Source organism: Pseudomonas sp. BT-42-2 (assembly GCF_025847435.2).
Taxonomy (GTDB): domain Bacteria; phylum Pseudomonadota; class Gammaproteobacteria; order Pseudomonadales; family Pseudomonadaceae; genus Aquipseudomonas; species Aquipseudomonas urmiensis.
Genome location: NZ_JAOYTM010000016.1, coordinates 163,056 through 187,859, shown reverse-complemented (window position 1 = coordinate 187,859; position 24,804 = coordinate 163,056). Strand labels below are relative to the sequence as shown.

Here is a 24,804-nt window from a genome sequence, read left to right as displayed (position 1 = left end):
GCGAGGTAACACCGATGACCACGCTGTTCGATCCGTTGACCTTGGGCGAGCTGCAACTGCCCAACCGCATCATCATGGCGCCGCTGACCCGTTGCCGCGCCGACGCCGGCCGGGTGCCCAACGCCCTGATGGCCGAGTACTACGTACAGCGCGCCAGCGCCGGGCTGATCATCAGCGAGGCGACCTCTGTCACGCCAATGGGCGTCGGTTATCCGGACACCCCAGGGATCTGGTCCAACGACCAGGTGCGCGGCTGGAACAACGTGACCAAGGCGGTGCATGGGGCTGGCGGGCGAATCGTCCTGCAGCTGTGGCATGTTGGCCGCATCTCCCATCCCAGCTACCTCAATGGCGAATTACCGGTCGCACCGAGTGCGATCCAGCCCAAAGGCCATGTCAGCCTGGTCCGGCCGCTGGCCGAATACCCCACACCACGGGCCCTGGAAAGCGAAGAGATCGCCGATATCGTCGATGCCTATCGGGTGGGTGCGGAAAATGCCAAGGCGGCGGGTTTCGATGGCGTGGAGATTCATGGCGCCAACGGTTACCTGCTCGATCAGTTTTTGCAAAGCAGCACCAACCAGCGCAACGACAACTACGGTGGTTCGCTGGAGAACCGCGCACGACTGCTGCTGGAAGTGACCGATGCGGTGATCGAGGTATGGGGCGCGGGCCGCGTTGGCGTGCACCTGGCGCCGCGGGCCGATGCCCATGATATGGGCGATGCCGATCGGGTCGAGACCTTTACCTACGTTGCCCGCGAATTGGGCAAGCGTGGTATTGCGTTTATCTGCTCGCGGGAAAAACAGGCCGATGACAGCATTGGGCCGCTGATCAAGCAAGCCTTTGGCGGGCCGTATATCGTCAATGAGCGGTTCGACAAGGCCAGTGCCAATGCGGCGTTGGCCAGCGGTACGGCGGACGCGGTGGCGTTTGGTATTGCCTTTATCGCCAATCCGGACTTGCCGGCGCGGTTGGCTGCCGATGCGCCGCTCAACGAGCCGCGTCCGGAGACCTTCTATGGCAAGGGGGCGGTGGGGTATATCGATTATCCGCGGTTGTAAGTGACATCCCGGGGCCGCTGTGCGCCCCTTCGCGGGCAAGCCCGCTCCCACAGCGATAGCGTCAATCTTAGGTCCGGCGCGGTACCTGTGAGAGCGGGCTTGCCCGCGAAAGGCCGCAAAGCGGCCTCACGATCTCTAGGGCCGGGCGTTGATCTGCTGCTGCAAGTTCTGAATCTGGCTCTGCAGGGTGTTGATGCTGCGGGTGGTCTGCCCGCGGAACGCATCGAACTCCTGCACCGAAGCCCCACCAGCTGCGGCCGCTGGCTTGTTGTCGACCTGGCTCTTGAGCACCAGCACATCCTGCTCCAGGCTCTCGATCGCCGCGCTCGGATTGCCCTGCTTCTTCAACGCTGCAACTTCACTGCTCAAGCTCTTGAGCTCGCTGTCCAGCTTGCCACCGTCCAACTGCCCCGACTTGAGCGCCGCCAGCTCAGCGTTGACCGCTTTCAGTTGCGCCTGCAACTGGCTCTGCAACTCGGTCACCGCTTTTTGCTGCTCGCGGGTATCGGCCAGCACCTGCTCCAGGCGCTTGCCCAAATCCCCGGCTTGCCCCGCCACCCCCTGCTGCTGCTTGCCCTGTTCGGCCAAGCTTGCCTGCAACTGGCGAATCTGCAACTTCAACGCCTCGCTCCCGGTGCTGACGCTGGCATCGCTGGCATCGACCTTGCCGCTGATCGCCTGCAAGCGACCGGCAGCTTCTTCGCTGATGCGGGCGAAGCTTTCCTGGGTGGCCACCAGTTGCTGCTCCATCAGCGAGATCTGCTGAAAACTCCACCAGCCCAACCCGGCCAAGGCGATGAACGACGCGCCCAGCAGTGCCCACAGCGGGCCATTGCTGGCCGGCCGCGCGGCCTTCTGCCGCGTGCGCGCGACATGCGCAGGGAGCAGTTCATCATCATCGGGGGTGCCGGCGCGCAGGGTGGGCACGTCGTCGAAATCGTCTCGAGCATCGTTACGCATGGGTGGATTCAACCGCGGTGGTGGCAAAGAGGCATTAGTATAAACCGCGCAAACGGCGGCGCACTGATGACCATCATACCTGCGCCAGGTTCACTGGTTGCCTGGGACGTTCTTCCACCACGCGCAGAATTCATCCAGCGCGCTCCACAAGCTGACCTGCGGGCGGTAGTCCAGATACTGGCGCGCGCGGCTGATGTCGAGGGTGAAGTCCTTGCTCATTACCTGCATGCCTAAGCGCGACAAGGTCGGCTGCGGGCGACCGGGCCAGAGCATGCAGGCGGCTTCGTTCAGGGCCGCCATGCTGTAGGCCAGGCCGTAGGAGCGGTAGCGGGTGACCTGCGGCAGATGCATCTGGCGCATCACGTAGTTGACCACATCCCACAGCGGCAACGGCTGGCCATTGCTGATGTTGTAGGCCTGGCCCAAGGCCTGGTCATCGGCGAACAGCGCGCTGAGCAGCGCCTCGTTGAGGTTGTGCACACTGGTGAAGTCGACCTTGTTCAGGCCGTTGCCGATGATCGCCAGGCGACGTTTGCGCTGCATCTGCATCAGCCGGGGGAAAATGCTCGCGTCGCCTGCGCCGGTGACGAAACGCGGCCGCAATGCCAGCACCTCAAGACCAAACTCCTGGGCACCGAAGACCTTCTGCTCGGCCAGATACTTGGTGGTCGCGTAATGATCGTGCAAGCGCCGCGGCACCTGGTCTTCACGGATATCCAGGCGCGAGCGGCCATTGAAGTAGATCGACGGCGACGACAGGTGCACCAAGCGCCGCACGTGCTCTTTGATGCAGCCTTCGACCACGTTCTCGGTGACCACCACGTTAGCCTGATGGAAATCCTGGTAGCGGCCCCAGTTACCCACCGCCCCAGCACAGTGCACCACGGCATCGACGCCCTGGCACAGGCGCCGGGCCAGTTCGGCATCGCCCAGATCGCCGGGGATGAACTGCGCGCCGCGCTTGACCAGGTGCTCCACGCCTTCGGCACGCCGGCCATTGACGCGCACGTCCAGGCCCTGCTCCAGGGCAAAACGCGCAAAGCGCCCGCCAATGAAGCCGCTCGCGCCGGTGACCAGAATTCGCATGTAACACTCCGCCTTGCCAGATTTCAGATGCAGTTGACGTCGCCAGCCCCTACAAGGGCACCAGCCAGCCCGGCGCCATCTGGCGCAGGTGCTCGGTCAATTGCGCGAGCAGTTGCCCGCCGTTGCGCCAATGATGCCAGTACAGCGGCACATCGATAGGGGTATCGGCGCAGATTTCCACTAATTCACCTCCCTGCAACTGGGCGGCGACCTGGCGCTCCGGCACCAACCCCCAACCCAGGCCTGCTTCGGTCAGGCGCAAAAAACCTTCGGAAGACGGGCACAGGTGATGCAGGAAGCCTTCCTGGATGCCCAGTGAAGCCAGGTAACGATGCTGGAGAAAATCATCCGGGCCGAACACGATTGCCGGGGTGCGCGCCAGCCGCTTGGAGTCAAAGCCGTGGGGGAAGTAGCGAGCCATGAACGCCGGGCTTGCCAGGGCTCGATAGCGCATCGCCCCCAGCAGCAGGCTGCGCGCCCCGGCCACCGGCCGTTCGCTGCCACACAGGCACGCCGCCACTTCGCCGGCGCGCATGCGTTTAAGGCCCACTTCCTGATCCTCCACCACCAAGTCCAGCAACACCTGCTGCTCGGCGCAGAACGTGCCCACGGCGCCTGCCCACCAGGTCGCCAGGCTATCGGCGTTGAGGGCAATCCGCAGACGCTCGGGCATGCCCTCCTCGTCCAGCGCCGGCACTTGGCGCTGCAAGTCGCGCTCAAGTAAACGCACCTGCTGCACATGGTTGAGCAACTGCCGGCCGACTTCGGTAGGGCTGGGCGGGGTAGCCCGCACCAGCACCGGCTGGCCGACCCGCGCCTCGAGCAACTTGATGCGCTGAGAGATCGCCGACTGCGACAGCCCCAGGACCTGCGCCGCACGCTCGAAACCGCCCTGTTCGATCACCGCAGCGAGGGCGGCAAGCAGTTTGTAATCGAACATCGTTGTTCCTAATGCCTGATCAGCTTTATTTGTTTTTCTTATACAGCGGGAATATCCACAATGACCAGCATTCAATCAGCAAAACAGCGTCGACCTAGCGGTTGGCGTCAGTGGAGTGTTCGCGCTATGTGGCAAAGCTATCTAAACGGCATGTTGGTCGCCTTTGGCCTGATCATGGCCATCGGCACGCAGAACGCCTTTGTCCTGGCCCAGAGCCTGCGCCGCGAGCACCACCTGCCGGTGGCCCTGTTGTGCATCGTGTGTGACGCCATTCTGGTCGCTGCCGGGGTGTTTGGCCTGGCCACGGTACTGGCGCATAACCCGATGCTGCTGGCGGCAGCTCGCTGGGGCGGCGCGGTGTTTCTCATCTGGTATGGCGCCAAGGCGCTGCAACGGGCCTGCTCCAAGCAGAGCCTGCAACAACAGGAAGGCCAGGGCATGCGCTCACGTCGCGCGGTACTGCTCAGCGCCTTGGCCGTGACCTTGCTCAACCCGCACGTGTATCTCGATACGGTGCTGCTGATCGGCTCGCTGGGCGCCCAGCAAAGCGTACCCGGTGCCTATGTGGCGGGGGCTGCCAGCGCCTCGCTGGTGTGGTTCTTCACCCTCGCCCTGGGCGCCGCTTGGCTGGCCCCGTGGCTGGCGCGACCCACCACCTGGCGCCTGCTCGACCTGATGGTGGCAGTGATGATGTTCGCCGTGGCTGCGCAGTTGATCTTCAATTGACGGCCATAGGTCAGCGGCCATGTAACCGCTCTGGAACCTCTATTCCCTATAGTTGTTGCGTGGTTATGCGCCGGGGCTGGTGATATGATCCAGAGCTTGCGTCGCAAAGAGTACAAACTCGCCGACGTTTACCGGGCCGCCCGTGATCGGCCTTGCGCAAACCGCGAACTAGACCTGAATCAGGAGATCCACCATGGCTTTTGAATTGCCGCCGCTGCCCTACGCCCACGATGCCCTGCAGCCGCACATCTCCAAGGAAACCCTGGAGTATCACCACGACAAGCACCACAACACCTACGTCGTGAACCTGAACAACCTGGTCCCAGGCACTGAATTCGAAGGCAAGACCCTGGAAGAGATCGTCAAGACCTCTTCGGGCGGCATCTTCAACAACGCCGCTCAGGTCTGGAACCACACCTTCTACTGGAACTGCCTGGCGCCAAACGCTGGCGGTCAGCCGACCGGCGCTCTGGCCGACGCCATCAACAGCGCTTTCGGTTCCTTCGACAAGTTCAAGGAAGAGTTCACCAAGACTTCGGTTGGCACTTTCGGTTCCGGCTGGGGCTGGCTGGTGAAGAAGGCTGACGGTTCCCTGGCGCTGGCCAGCACCATCGGCGCTGGCAACCCGCTGACCAACGGCGACACCCCGCTGCTGACCTGCGACGTCTGGGAGCACGCCTACTACATCGACTACCGCAACGTCCGTCCGAAGTACGTCGAGGCGTTCTGGAACCTGGTCAACTGGAAGTTCGTTGCCGAGCAGTTCGAAGGCAAGACCTTCACTGCCTGAGTGGCTTCTGGCTTGTAGAAAAAACCCGGCACTTGCCGGGTTTTTTTGTGGCTGCGCCATGGCTTGGCGCTAGAGAAGCCTGGGGCATGCACAGCGAGGCCAAAGGCAGCCCCGATCAGTGCCAGCCACTACAATTTTTCACCCTCTGGCGCCCTTCTCCCTCTTGCTCCCCTGGCATAGCGCGCTAACATCAAACGTCTGGAAAGTTGACGCAACGCACTCAAGTCGCAGGGGCGCGCAACCGATACAGTACCGAAGGCAGCAAGGTCGATAGTCTATTGCCGAAGCTAATGGCAAAATAGTGGCATGCGCATGGATTAAGGAAACCCCATTGAAGCTGGAATTTCGCAACAGCTTATCGGTCAAGTTGCTCAGGGTCGTGCTGCTTTGCGCACTGGCGGTCGGCGTGGTTCTGAGCTGTGCGCAGATCGTCTACGACACCTACAAGACCCGCCAGGCCGTGAACAATGATGCCCAGCGCATCCTCGACATGTTCCGCGACCCGTCGACCCAGGCTGTGTACAGCCTCGACCGGGAAATGGGCATGCAGGTCATGGAAGGCCTGTTCCAGGACGAGTCGGTGCGCATGGCCTCTATCGGCCACCCCAACGAAACCATGCTGGCGGAAAAATCCCGCCCGCTGCAGGACATGTCCATGCGCTGGCTGACCGACCTGTTTCTCGGCCAGGAACGCACCTACACCACTCAACTGGTCGGCCGCGGCCCCTATAGCGAATACTACGGCGACCTGAGCATTACCCTCGACACCGCCGCCTATGGCGAAGATTTTCTGATCAACGCAGTGATCATCTTCATCTCCGGCGTGCTGCGCGCGCTGGCCATGGGCCTGGTGCTGTACCTGGTCTATCACTGGCTGCTGACCAAGCCGCTGTCGAAAATCATCGAACACCTCACCCAGATCAACCCCGACCGCCCCAGCCAGCATCAGATTCCACTGATCAAGGGCCATGAGCGCAACGAACTGGGGCTGTGGGTCAATACTGCCAACCAGCTGCTGGCGTCGATCGAACGCAACACGCATCTGCGCCACGAAGCCGAAAACAGCCTGCAACGCATGGCCCAGTACGACTTCCTCACCGGTCTGCCCAACCGCCAGCAGTTGCAACAGCAGCTCGACCAGATCCTCGTCGATGGCGGCCGCCTGCAACGGCGCGTGGCGGTACTGTGCGTGGGCCTGGACGACTTCAAAAGCATCAACGAGCAATTCAACTACCAGGTCGGCGACCAGTTGCTGCTGGCCCTGGCCGACCGTCTGCGCGCCCACAGCGGCCGCCTTGGCGCCCTGGCGCGCTTGGGTGGCGATCAATTCGCCCTGGTCCAGGCCAATATCGAGCAGCCCTATGAAGCGGCCGAGCTGGCCCAGAGCATCCTCGATGATCTGGAAGCGCCGTTCGCCGTCGACCTGCAGGAAATCCGCCTGCGCGCGACCATCGGCATCACCCTGTTCCCGGAAGACGGTGACAGCACCGAGAAGTTGCTGCAAAAAGCCGAGCAGACCATGACCCTGGCCAAGGCCCGCTCGCGCAACCGCTACCAGTTCTACATCGCCAGCGTCGACAGCGAGATGCGTCGGCGCCGCGAGCTGGAAAAAGACCTGCGTGAAGCGCTGCCGCGCAACCAGCTGTACCTGGTCTACCAGCCGCAGATCAGCTATCGCGATCATCGCGTGGTCGGCGTCGAAGCGCTGCTGCGCTGGCAGCACCCGGAACTGGGCATGGTCCCGCCGGATCAGTTCATCCCGCTGGCCGAGCAGAACGGCAACATCATCAGCATCGGCGAATGGGTGCTCGACCAGGCCTGCCGGCAGCTGCGTGAATGGCACGACCTGGGCTTCAGCGAATTGCGCATGGCGGTCAACCTGTCGACCGTGCAGCTGCACCACAATGAGCTGCCGCGGGTGGTCAACAACCTGCTGCAGGCCTACCGCCTGCCACCGCGCAGCCTGGAGCTGGAAGTCACCGAGACCGGCCTGATGGAAGACATCAGCACCGCCGCCCAGCACCTGCTGAGCCTGCGCCGCTCCGGGGCGCTGATCGCCATCGACGACTTCGGTACGGGTTATTCCTCGCTCAGCTATTTGAAATCGCTGCCGCTGGACAAGATCAAGATCGACAAGAGCTTCGTCCAGGACCTGCTCGATGACGATGACGACGCGACCATCGTTCGCGCCATCATCCAGCTGGGCAAGAGCCTGGGCATGCAGGTGATCGCCGAAGGCGTGGAGACCGCCGAACAAGAGACCTACATCATTGCCCAGGGGTGTCATGAAGGTCAGGGCTATCACTACAGCAAACCGTTGTCGGCCCGGGAGCTCACCGCCTTCCTGCGCCAGGCGCAACGCAATCAGGTGTCGGCGCTGTAACCCTTGCCACTGCTGAGAATGCCCTGGCAACAGGCATTTGCATGAATTGCGTGCCCACCCCTTTACAGCAAATGCAAATCTTTCGCATGATGTTGCGGTTTCGCGTGCCACGCCGCGCAGTCCAACCACACGACGCAGGGAAACCAATAATGATTCGAATGCCTCTGGCCTCCGCCAGTCTGCTGGCCATCGCCATCGCTCTCGCCGGTTGCGGCGAAGGCAAGGACGACAAGGCTGCCGCACCGCAAGCCCAGGCACCTGCTGCCGCCAGCACCGCTGCTGCGGCGCCTGGGGCGATCGACGAAGCCGCCGGCAAGGCCGTGGTCAAGCACTACGCCGAGCTGGTCCATGCCGTGTACAGCGACTCGCTGAGCACCGCCAAGACCCTGCAGAGCGCCATCGACGCGTTCCTGGCCAAGCCTAACGATGAAACCCTGAAAGCAGCCAAAGACGCCTGGGCCGCCTCGCGCGTGCCTTACCTGCAGAGCGAGGCGTTCCGCTTTGGCAACACCATCATCGACGACTGGGAAGGCCAAGTTAACGCCTGGCCTCTGGACGAAGGCCTGATCGACTACGTCGACAAGAGCTACGAGCACGCCCTGGGTAACCCAGCCGCCAGCGCCAACATCATCGCCAACACCGAGATCCAGGTCGGCGAAGACAAGATCGACGTCAAGGACATCACCCCCGAGAAGCTCGCCAGCCTCAATGAGCTGGGCGGTTCGGAAGCCAACGTCGCCACCGGCTACCACGCGATCGAATTCCTGCTCTGGGGCCAGGATCTCAACGGCACCGGCCCAGGCGCGGGCAACCGCCCAGCGACCGACTACCTGGAAGGCAAAGGCGCCACTGGCGGTCACAACGAGCGTCGCCGTGCCTACCTCAAAGCGGTCACCGACCTGCTGGTCAAAGACCTCGAAGAGATGGTTGGCAACTGGGCACCGAACGTCGCCGACAACTACCGCGCCAAGCTTGAAGCCGAGCCGGTCAACGACGGCGTGCGCAAGATGCTGTTCGGCATGGGCAGCCTGTCGCTGGGTGAACTGGCCGGCGAGCGCATGAAGGTCTCCCTGGAAGCCAACTCGCCTGAAGACGAGCACGACTGCTTCAGCGACAACACCCACTACTCGCACTTCTACGACGCCAAGGGTATCCGCAACGTCTACCTGGGCGAGTACACCCGAGTCGATGGCAGCAAGCTGACCGGCCCGAGCCTGTCGTCGCTGGTGGCCAAGGTCGACCCGGCCGCTGACGCCACCCTCAAGGCTGACCTGGAGGCCACCGAGGCCAAGATCCAGGTCATCGTTGACCACGCGCTCAAGGGCGAGCACTACGATCAGCTGATCGCCGCCGACAACGCTGCCGGCAACCAGATCGTGCGTGACGCCATCGCCTCGCTGGTCAAGCAGACCGGCGCGATCGAGCAGGCTGCCGGCAAGCTGGGCATTGCCAACCTGAACCCGGATACCGCTGATCACGAATTCTAATCGGCTGATCCTGGCTCATCAAAATGGCGGCCTTCGGGCCGGCCAGTCAATTAAGAATCGGGGCTGCTTTGCAGCCCTTCGCGGGCAAGCCCGCTCCCACAGAGGAAGCGTTTACCTGAAGGTCGACGCAATCCCTGTGGGAGCGGGCTTGCCCGCGAAGGGCCGCAAAGCGGCCCCAATTCGTATATACCGGGCGTTGTCGTTTGGTGGCCCTAGCGCATCCCGCTGTAGGGATCGGCAATGCTGTCAGCCATCTCCGCCACGGCATCGTCGATCGCCTCGCGGGTTGCAGCTGAAATCCGCTGCTTATCGAGCCCCAGAAGAAATTCCCACACCCCCACCAAGCCCAGTCGAGACACTATCGACAACACGTTCTCGGTGATCTCAAGATCATCCCGCCAGCGACTGATGAGCAACTGTTCCAGCCGCCCCTTCAGCGCCTCATCGAGCAAGCTGTAGGTATGCCATTGCCGATCAGCCAGCTCGTATAGCGCCTCGGTCAGTGGCAGTGTGGCCATGTCATCCGGCGTCAGCAGGATGGCTTCGAACTCATCACGAATACTCTGCGGCGGCATGCCGTCGGGCAGGGACTGATAATAGTCAGGTGTTTTCATCGCTAGAAATCTACGGGAATGTGAGTTTGATTACCGGCCTTTCTGTAGAGCTTGCCATCCTGGCCCAGCAGCTTGCCACCAATCCTGATTTGCGCAGTCCAGCCGGCGCCAGAGTTGGAGCCGGGGAACTTAGCCGCAGCATTGCTATCCGGCGCATGCCATTTGACCTCGACCTTCTGCCCACCAATGACGTAGTTGAACTTACTCCCGTCGGTAATCGTCACCGAAGGTTTGAATCCGTCAGGTGTGCCCGGAGGTACCAGCTTGCGCAGATCATCGATGTGAATTCGACCGTTGTTCAGCGCCTCACTGGCCGACCGTTGCGGATTGAAGAACGCAGGCGTCTGGCCCGTTTTCGACGGCTGATTGAGCGCGCCAAAGTCGCCTTCGGCACGCGACACGGCGTTGTCCCATTTGGCTGGCGTCGAGCCTGGTGAAACGCTGCCTGGCTCAACACTCCCAGCCTTGCCAACGGAGCCCGCGCTGGCCAGGCCCTTACCCATGCCGCCGAGCGCCAGCGGATTCAAGCCAAAGGGACTGAAGCCGGTTTGCTCGGTGTATTTGCTGGCTTCGCTCATCCAGCGTGGATCGTTCGATTGGTAGAGCTGGGCGATGTAGTCAAGGTGCAGCTGGCCGGCCAAGGTCCAGTCACTGAGGTTGTCGCCGCCAATGAAGGTGTAGCCGCGCAGGATCTTGCTGGCCGCGCCTTCCGGCAATTGGCTTTCCAAGGCATCGATTGCCTTGGAGCCCATGTCGATCTCGGCCCGGATCGCCGCGCAAGTGCCTGTTTCACCACATTTGAGCAGTTTTTGATGGTTGGCTTCGCTGCGCGCCTTGGCCTCGGCTTCAAGCTCAGCGCAAGACTGCGTGGCATCGCAGTTACGGGCTTTTTCCTCGAGCTCGCGCACATCCTTGTGGCCGAGGTAGTTGTGCTGGGTCGCATTGCCTGCCACCCAGGCACCGGTCTGCATGTCCTGCTCGTCACCGCCTTGTGCTGCCGTTGCCAGTACGCCGATCACCTGGGAGTTCATCACCAGCAGGCTTTTCTTGGTATCACTGTCCATCGCGCCGTATGCGCTGGCCAGGCTATCGACCAAGGCTTCGTTGACCCCTGCGGCCAATGCGCCAGTCTTGAAGTCGCCGCCGGCCGCCTCTGCGGCGAGACCGCCCATTACCGCATGCAAGGCGATCTTGCCCAGGCTGCCGTCTTTCCAGTCCAACTGCTCGGGCAGAGTCACATCGCCAATCAGGCCGAAACCTGCGGCGGCGAAAGTATTGGCAAGGCTGCTACGCAAGGCATCGCTGAGGCTGCTGTCGCCACCCAGAGCGCGATCGAGCACGGTCGAGGTGCCGTTCTGCAGCAGCTGATTACCGGCGAAACGCCCCATGCTCTCAAGCCGGGTCAAGTTACTGCTGGTCAGCACATTGCCGCCATTCTGAATGGCCCCCGGCGGACCGGTTTCAGTGCCCATCCAGCCGTCGAACAGGCCCTGGGTCAACCCTGCCGTGACACCCGACACCGCGTAGCCGCGCAAGGCATCGCTGGACGTCACGTCCTTGACCACCAAGGCGAGGTTGCCACGGTTGTTGACCGTGCTGATGGCCCCGGTGCTAGCCATGCCGGTCAGGCCGGCAGTGACCGCTGCGTTGGCCCAGCCGACCCCAGTCAGGGTAGCGCCGGTGCCGGCCGCCCAAGCGCCACCGGCCGCGGTTGCGGTGGTGGCGCCTGCTGCCGATGCGCCTGAGGCAACCAACCCACTGGCAGCGCCAGCGGTGAAATACGCCACCACGATGGCGATCACGATGGTGGCGGCGCCACCTAGGCCCGAGTGGCTGTATTTGAAGGAATCATGCACCTCCTTGACCTGGCGCCAATCGACATCGCCCCGCTGCTGCATGTCCTTGAGCCAGGCCATGTCGGGATCGGCCTGGACCATCGCCTCGATGGTCTGGCTAACCGTCTGCTGGTTGACCTCGCGCACATCGATGTTCAACCCCGCTACAGCTTCCACCAGCATCTCACCCTTGGCGGTAAGCTGGCTCTGCTGCAAGGTTTCATCCGTGGCGCCCTTGCCCTTGGAGGACTGCCAAACGGCGCTGCTATTGCTCTTCTCGTGACTTTCCTGGTGGAGGTCCTTGACCCCTTCAAAGGCGATGGCACCGCCGCTGATCAGGGTCAGGTCGTTGCCACTGTCGAGCCGCGCGCGCTGATACAGCTGATCGGCCCCGCTGATCAGGGTCAGGTCAGCGCCACTGGTGATTTGCGTACCGACGTTGCTGACGTGGGTGACTTCATCGCGCTGGGTCTTCTTCGCGCCGAAGCTGCCCTTGCTCTTCATGTCATACAGGCTGTAGTCGTGCTCCTGCGCGGCCAGCAGGTTCAGATCGTTGCCGGCGTAGACATAAGCGTCCTCGCCAGCGCGCAACTGGCTGGCGAGCAGGTTGACGTCATTGCCGGCCTCAAGGGCGAGGTTATCCCCAGCGCTCAGGCGCGACGCCACCTGGCGGCTCTGCTCGGCAATCTCATGGACCTTTTTCTTGCCGTGCTTGGCGTTGCTTTCAAGGCTGTACAGGTCTTGCCCAGACACGATGTTGATAGTGCCCTGGGCGGCCACATCGAGGTTTTTGCCCGCAGCGGCCTGACTGGCAACGACATTGACATCGCCACCGGCCTTGAGGCTGACATTGCCTGCAGCGTCAAGGCTCGAGCCGAGCTGAGTAACCGTCTCTTCAGTGCGCAAGCCACGGCGCAAGGCTTCACGGCTGACACTGCGGTCCTGCACGGCTAGCAGGTTGATGTTGCCGCCGGCAGTGGCGGCCAGGTCACCACCACTGCTCAGGCGGCCCTTGTTGGTGATGTCGGTCGCAGCGTCCAGGCTCAGGCCGGACTTGGCACTGATCAACGAACCGGCATCGACACGGGTCGCACTACCGGACCCCACCGCCACTTCAGTAGCGGTGCGGTCATTGAGGATGTCGCCCTTGAGGCTGACCAGGCTGACCTGGTTGCCCCGGATCTCCCCGGCCAGGGCATTGCGAATGCTGTCCTGGGCCATCAGCGCGAGGTTTTCGTTGGCCTGGGCCAGGCCGCCCTGGTACAGGCTGCCACCTGCGACGGCGGTCAGGTCATTGCTGGCGCGCAGGGTGCCGACGTTCTTCAGGTCGCCGCCAGTCAGCAGGTTCAGGTCACGCCCCTGGATCAGGGCGCCACCGCGCAGGTTGCGCGAGTCGACCTTGGCCAGGTACAGCACCGGCGCCAGGACTTTCTCACCTGCAACTTCGCGGGTTTCCATCCAGACGATGTCATGGGTCAGCGCGGCGACCTGCTCGCCGCTCAAGCCCACGCCAAGGGTCAGGCCCAGGGCGTCCTTGCTGGCGACGGCGTTGTCCATCAGGTACTGGAACTGCTCGTAGTCGCTGGTCAGGCCATCGGCAAGGAAGCGCTGGCCGGTCTGGGCGCGTACGGCATCGGCGATCAGCCGGGTCTCGTATTGGCCATCACCAAGGCGCCGCCAGGCGCGATCTGCGTCGTAGCCGAGCTGGCCAAGCAGGTAGTCGGAGGCCATGAAGCGGCCGGGGTCGGTAAGTTCGCGATTGGTCTCGATCAGGTAACTGGAAGACGGATCGCGGTTGCGCACGAACAAACCGTAATCGCCTTCAGGCAGGCGGAAGCTCGGCAGTGCGGTAGGGTCGACGCTGATGAACGGCGCACCGCTGAAGTCGACCGGAACGAAGCTGACCTTGGTGCTGCCGTCGGCGGCTGGCGTCTCGATACGTTTGACGTCCTGCAGCGGCCCAGGATCGCCGGCCTGGGTGCCCAAGGTAATCTGCACACCACCAGCGCCGATGGCCGCGCTGTCCAGCGCCTGACCGGTGAGCTGGGCGTTGTTGTGCGGGTTGAGCGTGCCATTGACCAGTTCGCCACTGACATTCAACGCCAGGCTGCCACCGGCCTGGACGGTACCGCTGTGGGCCGTGTCGGTGCCCGGCAGCACGTAGCTGGTGGTGCTGCTGATCGGGTACTGGGTGACGGCGCTCGGCAACGCTGCCTGCTGATCCGCTGGCAGATCGCGATTCTGCGCATTCCACTGGTTGGTGGCCGCCTCGGCAACGCGATAGGCGCTCTGGCTGACGCCATGCAGCCAGTAGCTGACCTCTTCGATGCGGTTGTCCAGGGTCTGGCCGCGGTTGTAGAAGTTGTGCGCATTGACGCTAAGGTTGCGGTTGGCCGCCAACAGGCTCTGGCGGTTATCCACGGTGACGGTGTCGATCAGCAGATCACGGTTGGCCAGCAGCCGCGCTGCGGGCGAATCGCGGGTGACCTGGCCTTTGTAGGTGGTGGTGACAATGTAGAAACCGGTGTGGTGATCACCGCTGCAATCGGTGCAGTTGATATCGATACGGCGGTTGGCGATGGCCTCGCCGACGACGAAGTCCGCCTTGGCGTTTTCCAGCTGTTTGACCTTGAGATCGATATCGCCTTCGCTTTCGATGCTGCCGGAAAGATTGCTCAGTTGCTCGGCCTTGCTGCCGTCCAGCGCCGCGTAGCTGAGATTGCCCTTGCTGTAGAGGTCGGCGTAGCGGTTGAGCAGGCTGGCGCTGCGCAGCTGCAGATCGCCTCCGGCAAACAGCAGGCTGTCTTGCTGGTTTTCGATGGCGCCGCTGGCGTGCAGGGTCACCTTGCCCTGGGCACCGAGCGTGCCTTGGTTGTCGATGCGCGCGGCGTTGACCTGCAAGGTCTGGTTGCTGGTCAGGCGGCCCTGGTTGCGCAGCGCGCCGGCCAGCTCCAGCAACATTGGCCCACCACTGGCGATGCGGCCACCGGCCTGGGTCAGGTCATTGCCGGCGATACGCAGGCCTTGCTGGCTGGAAATCAGCCCCTGGTTGAGCAGGTCACCCCCCATGTCCAGGGTCAGCGTGCCGTCGCTGAGCAGCTCGCCGGCGCTGTCCAGCCCTCCCCCGGCCAAGCGCAGGTTGCCTGCACTGGCGATACGCTCGCCAGCACCCAGGGCGATGCTTTGCAGACCGCTGATGTCGAGATTGCCATTGAGGTGCCAGGTGCCGACGCCATCGACCGTACCCAGCGTCCACGTGCCACTGCCCAGCCCATTGATGGTGCCCTGGGCGCCGCTCAGCGAGTCAGCACGCAGTTGCAGCTTGCCGTTGGCGACGTGCTCCAGGCTGCCGCCCTGATTGAGCAGCTGCGGCGCCGAGACAATGAAGTCGGTGCTGGCACTGGCGATGCGACCGCCACGGTTATCCAGTTGCTCTTGCAGCAGAACGTGGCTCTCGGCGCCCTGACGGGCGATCAGCCGCCCACCGGCGCTGTTGTCCACGCGCAGGCCAGCCATCTGCAGCGCTTGGCTAGCTTCGATCAGGCCGCCCTGGTTGATCAGGCGTTGCACGGTCAGTTGCAGGTTGCCATCCAGGCTGGCCAGGGTGCCGCCGCTGTTGTCGGCATCGCCGGCCGTCAGCTCGACAACGCCGGCAGTGAGGGTGCCCTGCTGGTTATCCAGTCGTCCCTGGCCGAGCAGCAGTTGCGCCAAGGCGCCACCGGCGAGCAATTTGCCCTGCTGATTGCGCACATGATTGCTGGTAATGCTCAGGCCATCGCTGCCCGCCAGTACCTGGCCGCCGGCGCGGTTGTCGAGGGTCTGGCCAGCCAGCACCAGGCGAGTGCCGAGCAATTGGCCGGCGCGATTGTCCAAGGTCCCGGCAGCGGCACTGACACGAACCTGCTGGCCGACCACCACACCGCCGCGGTTGTCGACCTCGGCGGCGCCGATCTGCGCCGACCCTATGGTCGACTGCAAGCGACCCTGGCGGTTGTCCAGCTTGGTTCCGGCGTCAACCGCCAGCGCGCCGGCATCGGCGACCACTCGCCCGGCCTGGCTGTTATCCAGGCGCTGCCCGGCCAGCGTGGTGCTGGCGCCGAGTATCGCGCCGCCTTGGTTGATCAGCTCACCGCCTGTCACCTGCAGGTGGGTTTTCGCTTGCAGGGTGCCGCCGCTGTTGTCCAGCCGCTGGTGGGCAGTGACTTTGGCCTGACCGCCGCTGGCGACGATGCTGCCAGCCTGGTTGTCGAGCTGCTGCGCGTTGATCTCCAGCGAGGCGCCGACGACCGTGCCAGCCTGATTGGCCAGGGTCGTGGCGGTGATCTTCTGCTGCTTGGCAGACAGCGTACCGCCCTGGTTGTCCAAGGCGCCGACCGTCAGATTGAGAGTGCCTTCACTGGCGACCAGGCCCTTGGCGCTGTTGCCCAGCGCAGCGCTGTCGACCGTCAGCTGTTGCACGCCGACGACCCGCCCGCCCTGGTTATCCAGGCGCTCCCGGGCGCTGACAGTAGCGCTGCCCTTGCTGTGCAGGGCGCCGGCGTTACGATTGTCCAGGGTGCGGCTGGTGACCTGCAGGTCCTGCTCGGCCAGCACCTGACCGGCGCGGTTATCCAGTTTGTCGGCGCTCAGGCGTTGCTGGTTGCCCTTGAGCGCGCCGCCGCGATTGTCCACAGCGCCACTGACCGTGACCTCAAGATCACGACTGGCAATGACCTGCCCGGCATTGACCAGGCCTTGGCTGGTGAGGCTCACATCGCCACGGGTATTGCGGCTGTTATCGGCCTCGACCCCAGCCTCGATGACACCGTCGTTGCGCAGCTGGCCGGCACGCACGTCGACTCGCTCGCGGGCAGCCAGGCTTTGCTTGATCTGCACCTGGGCGCCGCTGTGCACGCTAGCGCTACCGCCTGCGTAGGTCTTGCCCGTCAGTTCGACTTGCTGGCCACTGACAGCGAGGTTGCCGGTGCTGCTGGCCTGGGCCAGGCTGACCTTGCCGTCGGCCGCGATGGTCAGGTCGCTGGCAGACGCTGCGACATTGCCCGCAAGCTTTACCCCCACCCCCTGCTCGGTGCCGACCAGGCGAATGGCGCCTGCGTACATGCCGCCCAGGGCCGAGCTGTCGATAGCCAGTTCAGGCCGGGCGCTGCCATCGTCCGCGCGCGCAGTGGCGTGCAAGGTATCGGCCTGGACATCGTTGCGTCCAGCGACGATATCCAGGCGCTTGGCATGTAGCTCGGCGTTGATCCTGGTGCTGCGGGTGATCAGTTCGAATTGGTCGACCCGGCTGGCATCGAGCCCAGCGCCTTCGATGGCGATCGAGCCACCGTCGACCTGGTAACGGCTGAGCTGACCGTTGTCGAGCACCGGCTTGCCGGTGGTCAGCGTCGCTCGCGGGGTATTGATGAAGCCGCAGCCATCGCAGGTGATGCCATGCGGGTTGGCGACGATGACATGCGCCGAGCGCCCCGCCACCTCGGTGTAGCCACGCAATTGGCTGGGGTTGGCGCCATTGACCTCGTTGACAATGACCGCCGCCGAGCGCCCGCCAAGATTGGGGTTGCCGACAATGATGCCGCCCAGCTGGGTAGCTTGGGTGCGACCGGTGGCGTTGTTGAGGATCAGGCCGTTCTTACCCACGTTGTAGTCGCTGAAATGGTTGTGCGACAGACCGTTGGCGTTGGGTTTGGCGATGTTGATGACCGGTACGCCGTTACCTGCCTTGCCGACACTGGTGCCCGCGGCGCTCACCGCGATGCCATCGGCCTGCGCCCACAACGGCTGCCAGAACATGACATTGGCCAACAGCAAGGCCAGGCTGCGCTTGGGCAGGCCGCAGAAGCGCTCACGCGGTTGAAGCTGGGCCGAAGGTTGGCGGGCCAGGAAGGCAAACAGACGAACGTCCATGTTGGATCTCGCGAATCAGGGTTTCAGATGAACAGGTCGAGGCGGAAAAACACCGGCCGCTCTTTTTCCGTGAGCACTCCAGGGCGCTCCAAGGTATGGGCGAAGGTGATACTGGCGCCCACATGCTGACCACGGGCGAACAGCTCCAGCGAGTGGCTGCTGGCCCGACCGTGATTGTCACCGTTGTAGCGATCGTTGCTGATCACCCCCAGGTCATAGCCCAAGCCCACGCCGTACTGGCTGAGCACTGGCCGCAGAGGCTGCCAGGTCACCGGCCGGGTCCAGCGCAGGTCGCTGCGCCAGTAGCCGCCGCTGTCGCCGGACAACGACTGTTCACGCAGCCCGCGCACCGAGGCCAGGCCGCCAAGGCTGATGCGCTGGGGGCTGAACAACACGTCCTCGCTGCGTTGACCGGTGGCCAGGCTGCTAAAGCTCAACTGCTCGCCCCACAGCTCAAAGCCCTGTACCAGGCTGAGCGTGGCGCTGTACTTGCGATAACGCGCCACCGGCTCACCGGGCATGGGGTGGCCGTTGTCCTGGGCATCGAAGGCGCCCGTGCCTTGCTGCATGCCCAGATCGATATTGACGTAGGCGTTGCCCAAGCGGCGGCCATGGTTGATACCAAATTGCGCCTCGCTCAGGCGATTGCTGCTGCCGCTCAGGCGGCTGTCATCGATGTAGTTGTTGGTCCGCAGGTGGGCAATGCCGGCGCTGAGCGAGGTCTTGCTGGTGGCGTCGCGGTGCACCACGCGCTCGGCCCGCAGTTGGTGGCTCTGGCTATCGCCGGTCTGCTTGAACGGGTAGCCGGAGGCGAACAGCTGCGAACGGTAGTCGCTCTCGCTGTAGCTGTAGCTGAAGTTCCACCAACCCCAGGGCAGGTTGTAATACAGCGCGCCATTCTTCGAACCCTGGTTGTGGTCGCTGACCACGTCGTGGCCACCGCGCAGCACCAGCTGGTCGGCCAGGCCCAGCGGGCTGTCCCACTCAAGACCGAGGTTGAGCATCTGTTCACCGGTGCTCGGTTGGCCTTCGTTATTGCGTGACAACGAGGCGCGCCAAGGCTTGTCCGGCTGGTTGCGCACCAGCAGCTGAGTGCCGCCCACCGCTTCGCCTGGGGTCAGCTCCATTTGCGCCTGATTGGAGGGCAGGCGGTTGAGCTGGTCGAGCAACTGCTCGATTTCACGCAGGTTGAGCAACTGCCCGGCCTCACCGGGATAAGCCATGGCCAGCTCGCGCTGGCTCAGCCCGCTGTTGTCTTCGGAACGTACCCCTTCGAGGCGGCCTTCGACCACCAGCACCTGCAGGTGACCGCTTGAGAGGTCTTGCTGCGGCAGGTAAGCGCGGCTGGTGACCAGGCCACGCGCCAGGTAGTGATCGGTGATGGCCTTGAGCAAGGCGTTGAGCTCGGCGGCGCCCAGGCACTGGCCGATGTAGGGGGCGAGCAGGCTTTTTTGATCAGCCGCCGAGAGCTGCTCAGCGCCCTTGAGCTCGATGGTGCGGATGGTGAAGCAACGGCTGGACGGCGGCTTGTGCGATTCACTTGGGCGGGCCGCCTCGCCAGGCAGGTTGCGCAGTTCTTCCAAACGGCGCTGCTGCTCTTCGAGCAGACGGTTCTGCCGCTCGCGGATCAAATCCTGGTCACCTGGCGAAGCTGCCGAGGCAGGCGCGTTGTAGCCCATGGCGAAAAACACGCACAGGGCAAACCCATAGGCGCGAGGCTGACTGATCGCCATCATTCCTTCCTTGGCATGCATTGAAAAAAAGGTGCGCGATGCTATTGGCGCCGGTAATCAGCGTCAAATGTCCTTAGCGAATTTAAGAACCGTCCCACAAACCGGCGCGGTAACTGACAACGATTTCATCCAGTAGTTGCAAATTGCTCTTATTCAAACCCCCCTAGCCTGCTAAGCTTGCACGCCGGTTTTTTGCCCAAGCCCAGGATCGTTGATGTCCTTGCTCCGCCTAAGCCCCCTGCTACTGGCTACTGCCCTGGCCGCCTGTGACGACGCCCCGCGTTTCACCCAGGCCGAGCCCGGCGAGGCCCTGTCTGGCGGCAAGGCGACGGTCCTGCGCAGCGACCGCAATGCCTTTTCCCTGCCTTCGGCCAATCTCTCGCCGGAGCGTCGGCTGGACTTTGCCGTTGGCAACAGTTTTTTCCGTAACCCCTGGGTGATCGCCCCCGCCACCACCACCGCGCGTGATGGCCTCGGCCCGCTGTTCAATACCAACGCCTGCCAGAACTGCCATGTGCGTGACGGACGCGGACATCCGCCCGAGCCGGGTGCCAGCAATGCGGTGTCGATGCTGGTGCGTTTGTCGATTCCTGACCAACCTGCCTACGCCCAAGAAATCCAGCGCCTGGGCGTGGTGCCGGAGCCGACCTACGGCACCCAACTGCAAGACATGGCCATCCCCGGCGTGACCCCGGAAGGCAAGGTGCGCGTGACCTACAGCAGCGAGACGGTCCGCTTTGCCGATGGCTACACCGTTGAGCTACGCCGGCCGCAGTTGCAAATCAGCCAACTCGGTTATGGGCCGATGCATGCCGATACCCGCTTCTCCGCCCGCGTGGCACCGCCGATGATCGGCCTGGGCCTGCTCGAAGCCATCCCGGAGGCGGCCATCTTGGCTAACGCTGACCCCGACGATCGCAATGGCGACGGCATTCGCGGGCGGGCCAATCAGGTCTGGGATGATGCCCAAGGCAAGACCGTGCTCGGCCGATTCGGCTGGAAGGCCGGCCAGCCCAACGTCAACCAGCAGAACGTTCACGCCTTTGCCGGTGACATGGGCCTGACCACTACCCTGCTGCCGCACGATGACTGCACAGCTGCCCAACTCGACTGCCTGGCCGCGCCGAATGGCGATGGTGCCGACGGCGAGAAGGAAGTCAGCGACAACATCCTGCGCCTGGTCACCTTCTATACCCGCAACCTCGGCGTGCCAGCACGGCGCGACGTGGCTGCGCCGCCGGTGCTGGCCGGCAAGAACCTGTTCTTCCAGGCGGGCTGCCAAAGCTGCCACACGCCGCAGTTCACCACCGCCGCCGATGCCGCCGAGCCTGAACTGGCCAACCAGCTCATCCGCCCCTACAGCGACCTGTTGCTGCACGACATGGGCCCGGGGCTGGCCGACAACCGCAGCGAATTTGCCGCTGGCGGCCAAGACTGGCGCACCCCACCGCTGTGGGGCGTTGGCCTGACCGCAGCGGTCAGCGGCCACAGCCAATTGCTGCACGATGGTCGCGCCCGCAACCTGCTCGAAGCAGTGCTCTGGCACGGCGGCGAAGCGCAGGCGGCGCGCGACCAGGTCCTGACCTTCAATGCCGAGCAGCGCGCCGCGCTGCTGGCGTTCCTGAATTCTCTTTAAAACGCGCAAGGAGCCGGGCATGTTCCGACCCAAACTGTTGTTCACCAGCCTCGCCGCACTCGCCTTGGGTGCTTGCTCGCCGCAAGACCCACAAGCGGTGACCTCCGCCGCCATCGCCAAGCAGGTGATCCTGCCGACCTACAGCCGCTGGGTCGAAGCCGACCGCCAGTTGGCCGCCAGTGCCCTGGCCTACTGCGAAGGCAAAACCTCGCTGGACGCCGCCCGCGCCGACTTCCTCAACGCGCAGAAAGCCTGGGCCGAGCTGCAACCGCTGCTGGTCGGCCCACTGGCCGAGGGTAACCGCCCCTGGCAGGTGCAGTTCTGGCCCGACAAGAAAAACCTGGTCGGCCGTCAGGTCGAGCAGCTGGTCAACGCCGACAAGCCAATCGACGCCCAGAGCCTGGGCAAGGCCAGCGTAGTGGTACGCGGTCTGTCGGCCTACGAGTACATCCTCTTCGACAGCAAGCCAGACGTCGCCACGCCTGAGCAGAAGGCCCGCTACTGCCCGCTGCTGGTGGCCATTGGCGAGCACCAGAAGGCCCTGGCCGAAGAGATCCTCAAGGGCTGGAACAGCACCGACGGCATGCTCTCGCAGATGACCAAGTTCCCTAACCAACGCTACGCTGACTCGCACGAAGCGATCGCCGATCTGCTGCGCGCCCAGGTCACCGCCCTGGATACCCTGAAGAAGAAGCTCGGCGCACCCATGGGCCGCCAGAGCAAGGGCATCGCCCAGCCGCTGCAAGCCGAAGCCTGGCGTAGCCACTCTTCGCTGAAAAGCCTGGAAGCCAGCCTCAAAGCCGCCCAAGCGGTGTGGGTCGGGGTCGACAATCAAGGCCTGCGCGGCCTGCTTGGCAAAGACCAGAGCGCCTTGGCGCAGAAGATCGACGACGCCTACGCAAGCTCGGTCAAACTGCTGGCCGACAACCACAAGACCCTGGGCGAGCTGCTGGCCGACGATGCCGGCAAACAGACGCTCAACCAGATCTACGACAGCCTCAACGTGGTGCACCGCCTGCATGAAGGCGAGCTGGCCAAGGCGTTGAACATCCAGCTGGGCTTCAATGCCAACGATGGTGACTGATCATGCTGCGACGCCAGGCCCTCAAACTCGGTAGCCTCCTGCTCAGCGCCCTGACCCTGGGCGGTTGGAGCCTGTTGCGCAACAAAGGCAGCGAACCGCTGCTGCTGTCGGCGCGTGACGACGCTGACGGCAAGCACTATGCCGTCGGCTACCGGCTGGACGGCAGCCAAGTGTTCGCCACCGAAGTGGGCCAGCGTTGCCACGCCATCATCAACCACCCCGAGCTGCCGATCGCCCTGTTCGTCGCCCGTCGCCCAGGTACCGAAAGCTACCTGGTCGACCTGCGTGACGGGCGCCTGCTGCAAACCATCCGCTCGCAACCCAACCGCCACTTCTATGGCCACGCGGTGATCCATAACAGCGGCGAGTGGTTGTATGCCACCGAGAACGACACCACCGACCCAGGACGTGGCGTGCTTGGCGTCTATCGCTTCGAAGGTGAACGGCTGGTGCATACGGGCGAGATCCCCACTCACGGAATCGGCCCGCATGAGCTGGCCTGGCTACCCGACGGCGAAACCCTGGTGGTGGCCAATGGCGGTATCCGCACCGAGGCCGAAAGCCGGGTAGAAATGAACCTCAACGCGATGGAGCCGAGCCTGGTCCTGATGCAGCGCGATGGCACCCTGCTGAGCAAGGAAACCCTTGCCCAGCAGATGAACAGCGTGCGTCACCTGGCCATTGCGGACGATGGTACGGTGGTCGCCTGCCAGCAGTTCATGGGCGATGCCGATGAAACTGCCGAACTGCTGGCGATCAAGCGCCCGGGTGAGCCGTTCAAGGCCTTCCCGGTGCCAGAGCGGCAGTTGCAGGCCATGGCCCAGTACACCGCCAGCGTGGCCATCCACAATGATTTACGCCTGGTGGCGCTGACTGCGCCGCGTGCCAACCGCTTGTTTATCTGGGATCTGGACAGTGCCCAGGTCAGGCTTGATGCACCGATGCCCGATTGTGCTGGGGTGGGTGCGGTAAAAGATGGTTTTGTCGTCACCTCCGGGCAGGGGCGCTGCCGCTTCTATGACTGTCGCAAGCAAGACTTGATCGGCCAGCCGATGGAACTGCCTTCGGGGTTCTGGGATAACCACCTGCATCTGGCCTGATCTCTTTTGTGTGCTAAGCACTGAGATAGTGGGGCCGCTTTGCGGCCCTTCGCGGGCAAGCCCGCTCCCACAGGTTTAGCGCAGGCTCAAGAGAGGCGCGGCCTCTGTGGGAGCGGGCTTGCCCGCGAAGGGCTGCAAAGCAGCCCCACTTCAGGTCTTGAAAACCTACCCAGCCACCTGTCTCTTCCCCCCCCTTTCCCACTTCTCTGAAAACAGGCAATACTCTTCCCATCCGCACGTGGGCAGGATCGCCCGTGGTCGTGCCATACCTATAACAACCACGCATCCAAGGAACCGGACTTATGCTGCGCCGCCGCATGCTGATCATGTTGGCCGTCGTGCTGCTGATTGTATTGATCCTAGGGGGCATCAAGGCCTTCTCGATCTACAACCAGATCCAGGTATTTACCGCGCCCAAGCCACCGATCAGCGTGGCCGCCGCGACCGCCGAGCAGCGCCAGTGGCAACAGCGACTGCCCGCTGTCGGCAGTCTCAAGGCCTTGCAGGGCGTCGACCTGAGCCTGGAAGTGGCCGGCACGGTCAAGTCGCTGCACTTCGACTCCGGCCAACAGGTCAAGGCCGGGCAATTGCTGCTGCAACTGGACAGCGACGCCGAAACCGCGCTGCTGGGCACCGCCCAGGCTGACCTGGGGCTGGCCAAGGTGGACTTCGGCCGCGGCAGCCAACTGGTCGGCGACCAGGCCATCTCCCGCGGTGAGTTCGACCGCTTGACTGCGCAATATCGGCGCAACCAGGCCGTGGTCGATCAGCTCAAGGCATCGCTGGCGAAAAAGAGCATCAAGGCGCCGTTCAGCGGCACCATCGGCATCCGCCAGGTGGATGTCGGTGATTTCCTCGCCAGCGGCACGGTGATCGCCACCCTGCAAGATGTATCCAGCCTCTACGTCGACTTCAACGTGCCCGAACAAGCCCTGCCGCAGCTGAGCCTCGGCCAGCAGGTACTGGTACAGGTGGGCGCCTTCCCCGGACAGACCTTCCCAGCCAGCCTCAGCGCGATCAACCCCAAGGTCGAGGAAAGCACGCGCAACCTGCTGGTGCGCGCCACCCTGGCCAACCCCGAGCGCAAGCTGCTGCCGGGGATGTTCGCCAATCTGCTGATCCTGCTGCCTGATCCACGCCCGCAAGTGGTGGTGCCGGAAAGCGCGATTACCTACACGCTGTATGGCAATTCGGTGTACGTCGTCAGCGCCAAGAAGGACAAGGACGGCCAGCCAGAAACCAACGCAGAAGGCCAACCCGTGCTGATCGCCGAGCAGCGCACGGTACAAACCGGCGAGCGCCGCGACGGCGTGGTGGTGATCAACCAAGGACTCAAGGCGGGCGATCAGGTGGTCAGTGCCGGGCAACTGAAACTGACCTCGGGCGCGTCGATCCGGATTGCCCCCGACCACGCCCTGCAGCGGCAAAACTCACCCAACGCGCAGCGCACGGACTGAGGAGG

15 protein-coding genes are annotated in these 24,804 nt (G+C 63.6%); 9 read left to right on the top strand and 6 right to left on the bottom strand.

Annotated elements, in window-relative coordinates; genetic code table 11:
- Positions 1-14 precede the first annotated feature (14 nt).
- The gene (locus OIU19_RS20305; RefSeq protein ID WP_264236525.1) at positions 15-1,064 is read left to right on the top strand and encodes an alkene reductase; all 1,050 of its coding nucleotides are present in this window, start codon (positions 15-17) and stop codon (positions 1,062-1,064) included.
- A gap of 135 nt (positions 1,065-1,199) precedes the next feature.
- Here the strand turns inward: OIU19_RS20305 and OIU19_RS20300 are convergent, their stop codons facing one another.
- The 3 genes from OIU19_RS20300 to OIU19_RS20290 all read right to left on the bottom strand — a co-directional run bounded on the left by OIU19_RS20300 (position 1,200) and on the right by OIU19_RS20290 (position 4,050).
- Entirely contained in the window at positions 1,200-2,024 is an 825-nt protein-coding gene (locus tag OIU19_RS20300; RefSeq protein WP_264236524.1) for an ATPase, read from the bottom strand.
- 90 nt (positions 2,025-2,114) lie between these two features.
- Positions 2,115-3,110: an NAD(P)-dependent oxidoreductase gene (locus OIU19_RS20295; protein ID WP_186553910.1), complete on the bottom strand. Its 996-nt coding sequence runs from the start codon at positions 3,108-3,110 to the stop codon at positions 2,115-2,117.
- Between the two features lie 49 nt (positions 3,111-3,159).
- Positions 3,160-4,050 carry a LysR family transcriptional regulator ArgP gene (locus OIU19_RS20290; RefSeq protein ID WP_264236522.1) on the bottom strand — a complete coding sequence of 297 codons (891 nt, stop codon included), beginning with the start codon at positions 4,048-4,050 and terminating at the stop codon, positions 3,160-3,162.
- Positions 4,051-4,176: 126 nt separating this feature from the next.
- On the opposite strand from OIU19_RS20290, the gene OIU19_RS20285 reads away from it, so the two are divergent.
- From OIU19_RS20285 to OIU19_RS20270, 4 genes are all read left to right on the top strand, one after another.
- Entirely contained in the window at positions 4,177-4,776 is a 600-nt protein-coding gene (locus OIU19_RS20285; RefSeq protein ID WP_186553908.1) for a LysE/ArgO family amino acid transporter, read from the top strand.
- A 193-nt stretch (positions 4,777-4,969) separates the two neighbouring features.
- Entirely contained in the window at positions 4,970-5,566 is a 597-nt protein-coding gene (locus OIU19_RS20280; protein ID WP_186553907.1) for a superoxide dismutase, read from the top strand.
- Between the two features lie 331 nt (positions 5,567-5,897).
- Positions 5,898-7,949, top strand: coding sequence for a bifunctional diguanylate cyclase/phosphodiesterase (locus OIU19_RS20275; protein ID WP_186553906.1), 2,052 nt, complete (start codon positions 5,898-5,900; stop codon positions 7,947-7,949).
- A gap of 149 nt (positions 7,950-8,098) precedes the next feature.
- Positions 8,099-9,436 (top strand): imelysin family protein, encoded by a 1,338-nt coding sequence (locus tag OIU19_RS20270; RefSeq protein WP_186553905.1) that lies wholly within the window; start codon positions 8,099-8,101, stop codon positions 9,434-9,436.
- A 212-nt stretch (positions 9,437-9,648) separates the two neighbouring features.
- On the opposite strand, the gene OIU19_RS20265 is transcribed toward OIU19_RS20270, so the two are convergent.
- Genes OIU19_RS20265 through OIU19_RS20255 form a run of 3 tightly spaced genes read right to left on the bottom strand, consistent with a single transcriptional unit; the run spans position 9,649 to position 19,468 of the window.
- The gene (locus OIU19_RS20265; RefSeq protein WP_264236521.1) at positions 9,649-10,050 is read right to left on the bottom strand and encodes a hypothetical protein; all 402 of its coding nucleotides are present in this window, start codon (positions 10,048-10,050) and stop codon (positions 9,649-9,651) included.
- 2 nt (positions 10,051-10,052) lie between these two features.
- Positions 10,053-17,789 carry a DUF637 domain-containing protein gene (locus tag OIU19_RS20260; protein WP_264236519.1) on the bottom strand — a complete coding sequence of 2,579 codons (7,737 nt, stop codon included), beginning with the start codon at positions 17,787-17,789 and terminating at the stop codon, positions 10,053-10,055.
- Positions 17,790-17,812: 23 nt separating this feature from the next.
- Positions 17,813-19,468 (bottom strand): ShlB/FhaC/HecB family hemolysin secretion/activation protein, encoded by a 1,656-nt coding sequence (locus OIU19_RS20255; RefSeq protein ID WP_264236553.1) that lies wholly within the window; start codon positions 19,466-19,468, stop codon positions 17,813-17,815.
- A 268-nt stretch (positions 19,469-19,736) separates the two neighbouring features.
- On the opposite strand from OIU19_RS20255, the gene OIU19_RS20250 reads away from it, so the two are divergent.
- The 4 genes from OIU19_RS20250 to OIU19_RS20235 all read left to right on the top strand — a co-directional run bounded on the left by OIU19_RS20250 (position 19,737) and on the right by OIU19_RS20235 (position 24,799).
- Positions 19,737-21,158: a di-heme oxidoredictase family protein gene (locus OIU19_RS20250; protein WP_264236518.1), complete on the top strand. Its 1,422-nt coding sequence runs from the start codon at positions 19,737-19,739 to the stop codon at positions 21,156-21,158.
- A gap of 19 nt (positions 21,159-21,177) precedes the next feature.
- Positions 21,178-22,242, top strand: coding sequence for an imelysin family protein (locus tag OIU19_RS20245; protein ID WP_264236517.1), 1,065 nt, complete (start codon positions 21,178-21,180; stop codon positions 22,240-22,242).
- Positions 22,243-22,244: 2 nt separating this feature from the next.
- Positions 22,245-23,342 (top strand): DUF1513 domain-containing protein, encoded by a 1,098-nt coding sequence (locus OIU19_RS20240; protein ID WP_264236516.1) that lies wholly within the window; start codon positions 22,245-22,247, stop codon positions 23,340-23,342.
- Between the two features lie 302 nt (positions 23,343-23,644).
- A complete protein-coding gene (locus OIU19_RS20235; RefSeq protein ID WP_264236515.1) occupies positions 23,645-24,799 on the top strand; it encodes an efflux RND transporter periplasmic adaptor subunit in 1,155 nt (384 codons plus the stop codon).
- Positions 24,800-24,804: the final 5 nt, after the last annotated feature.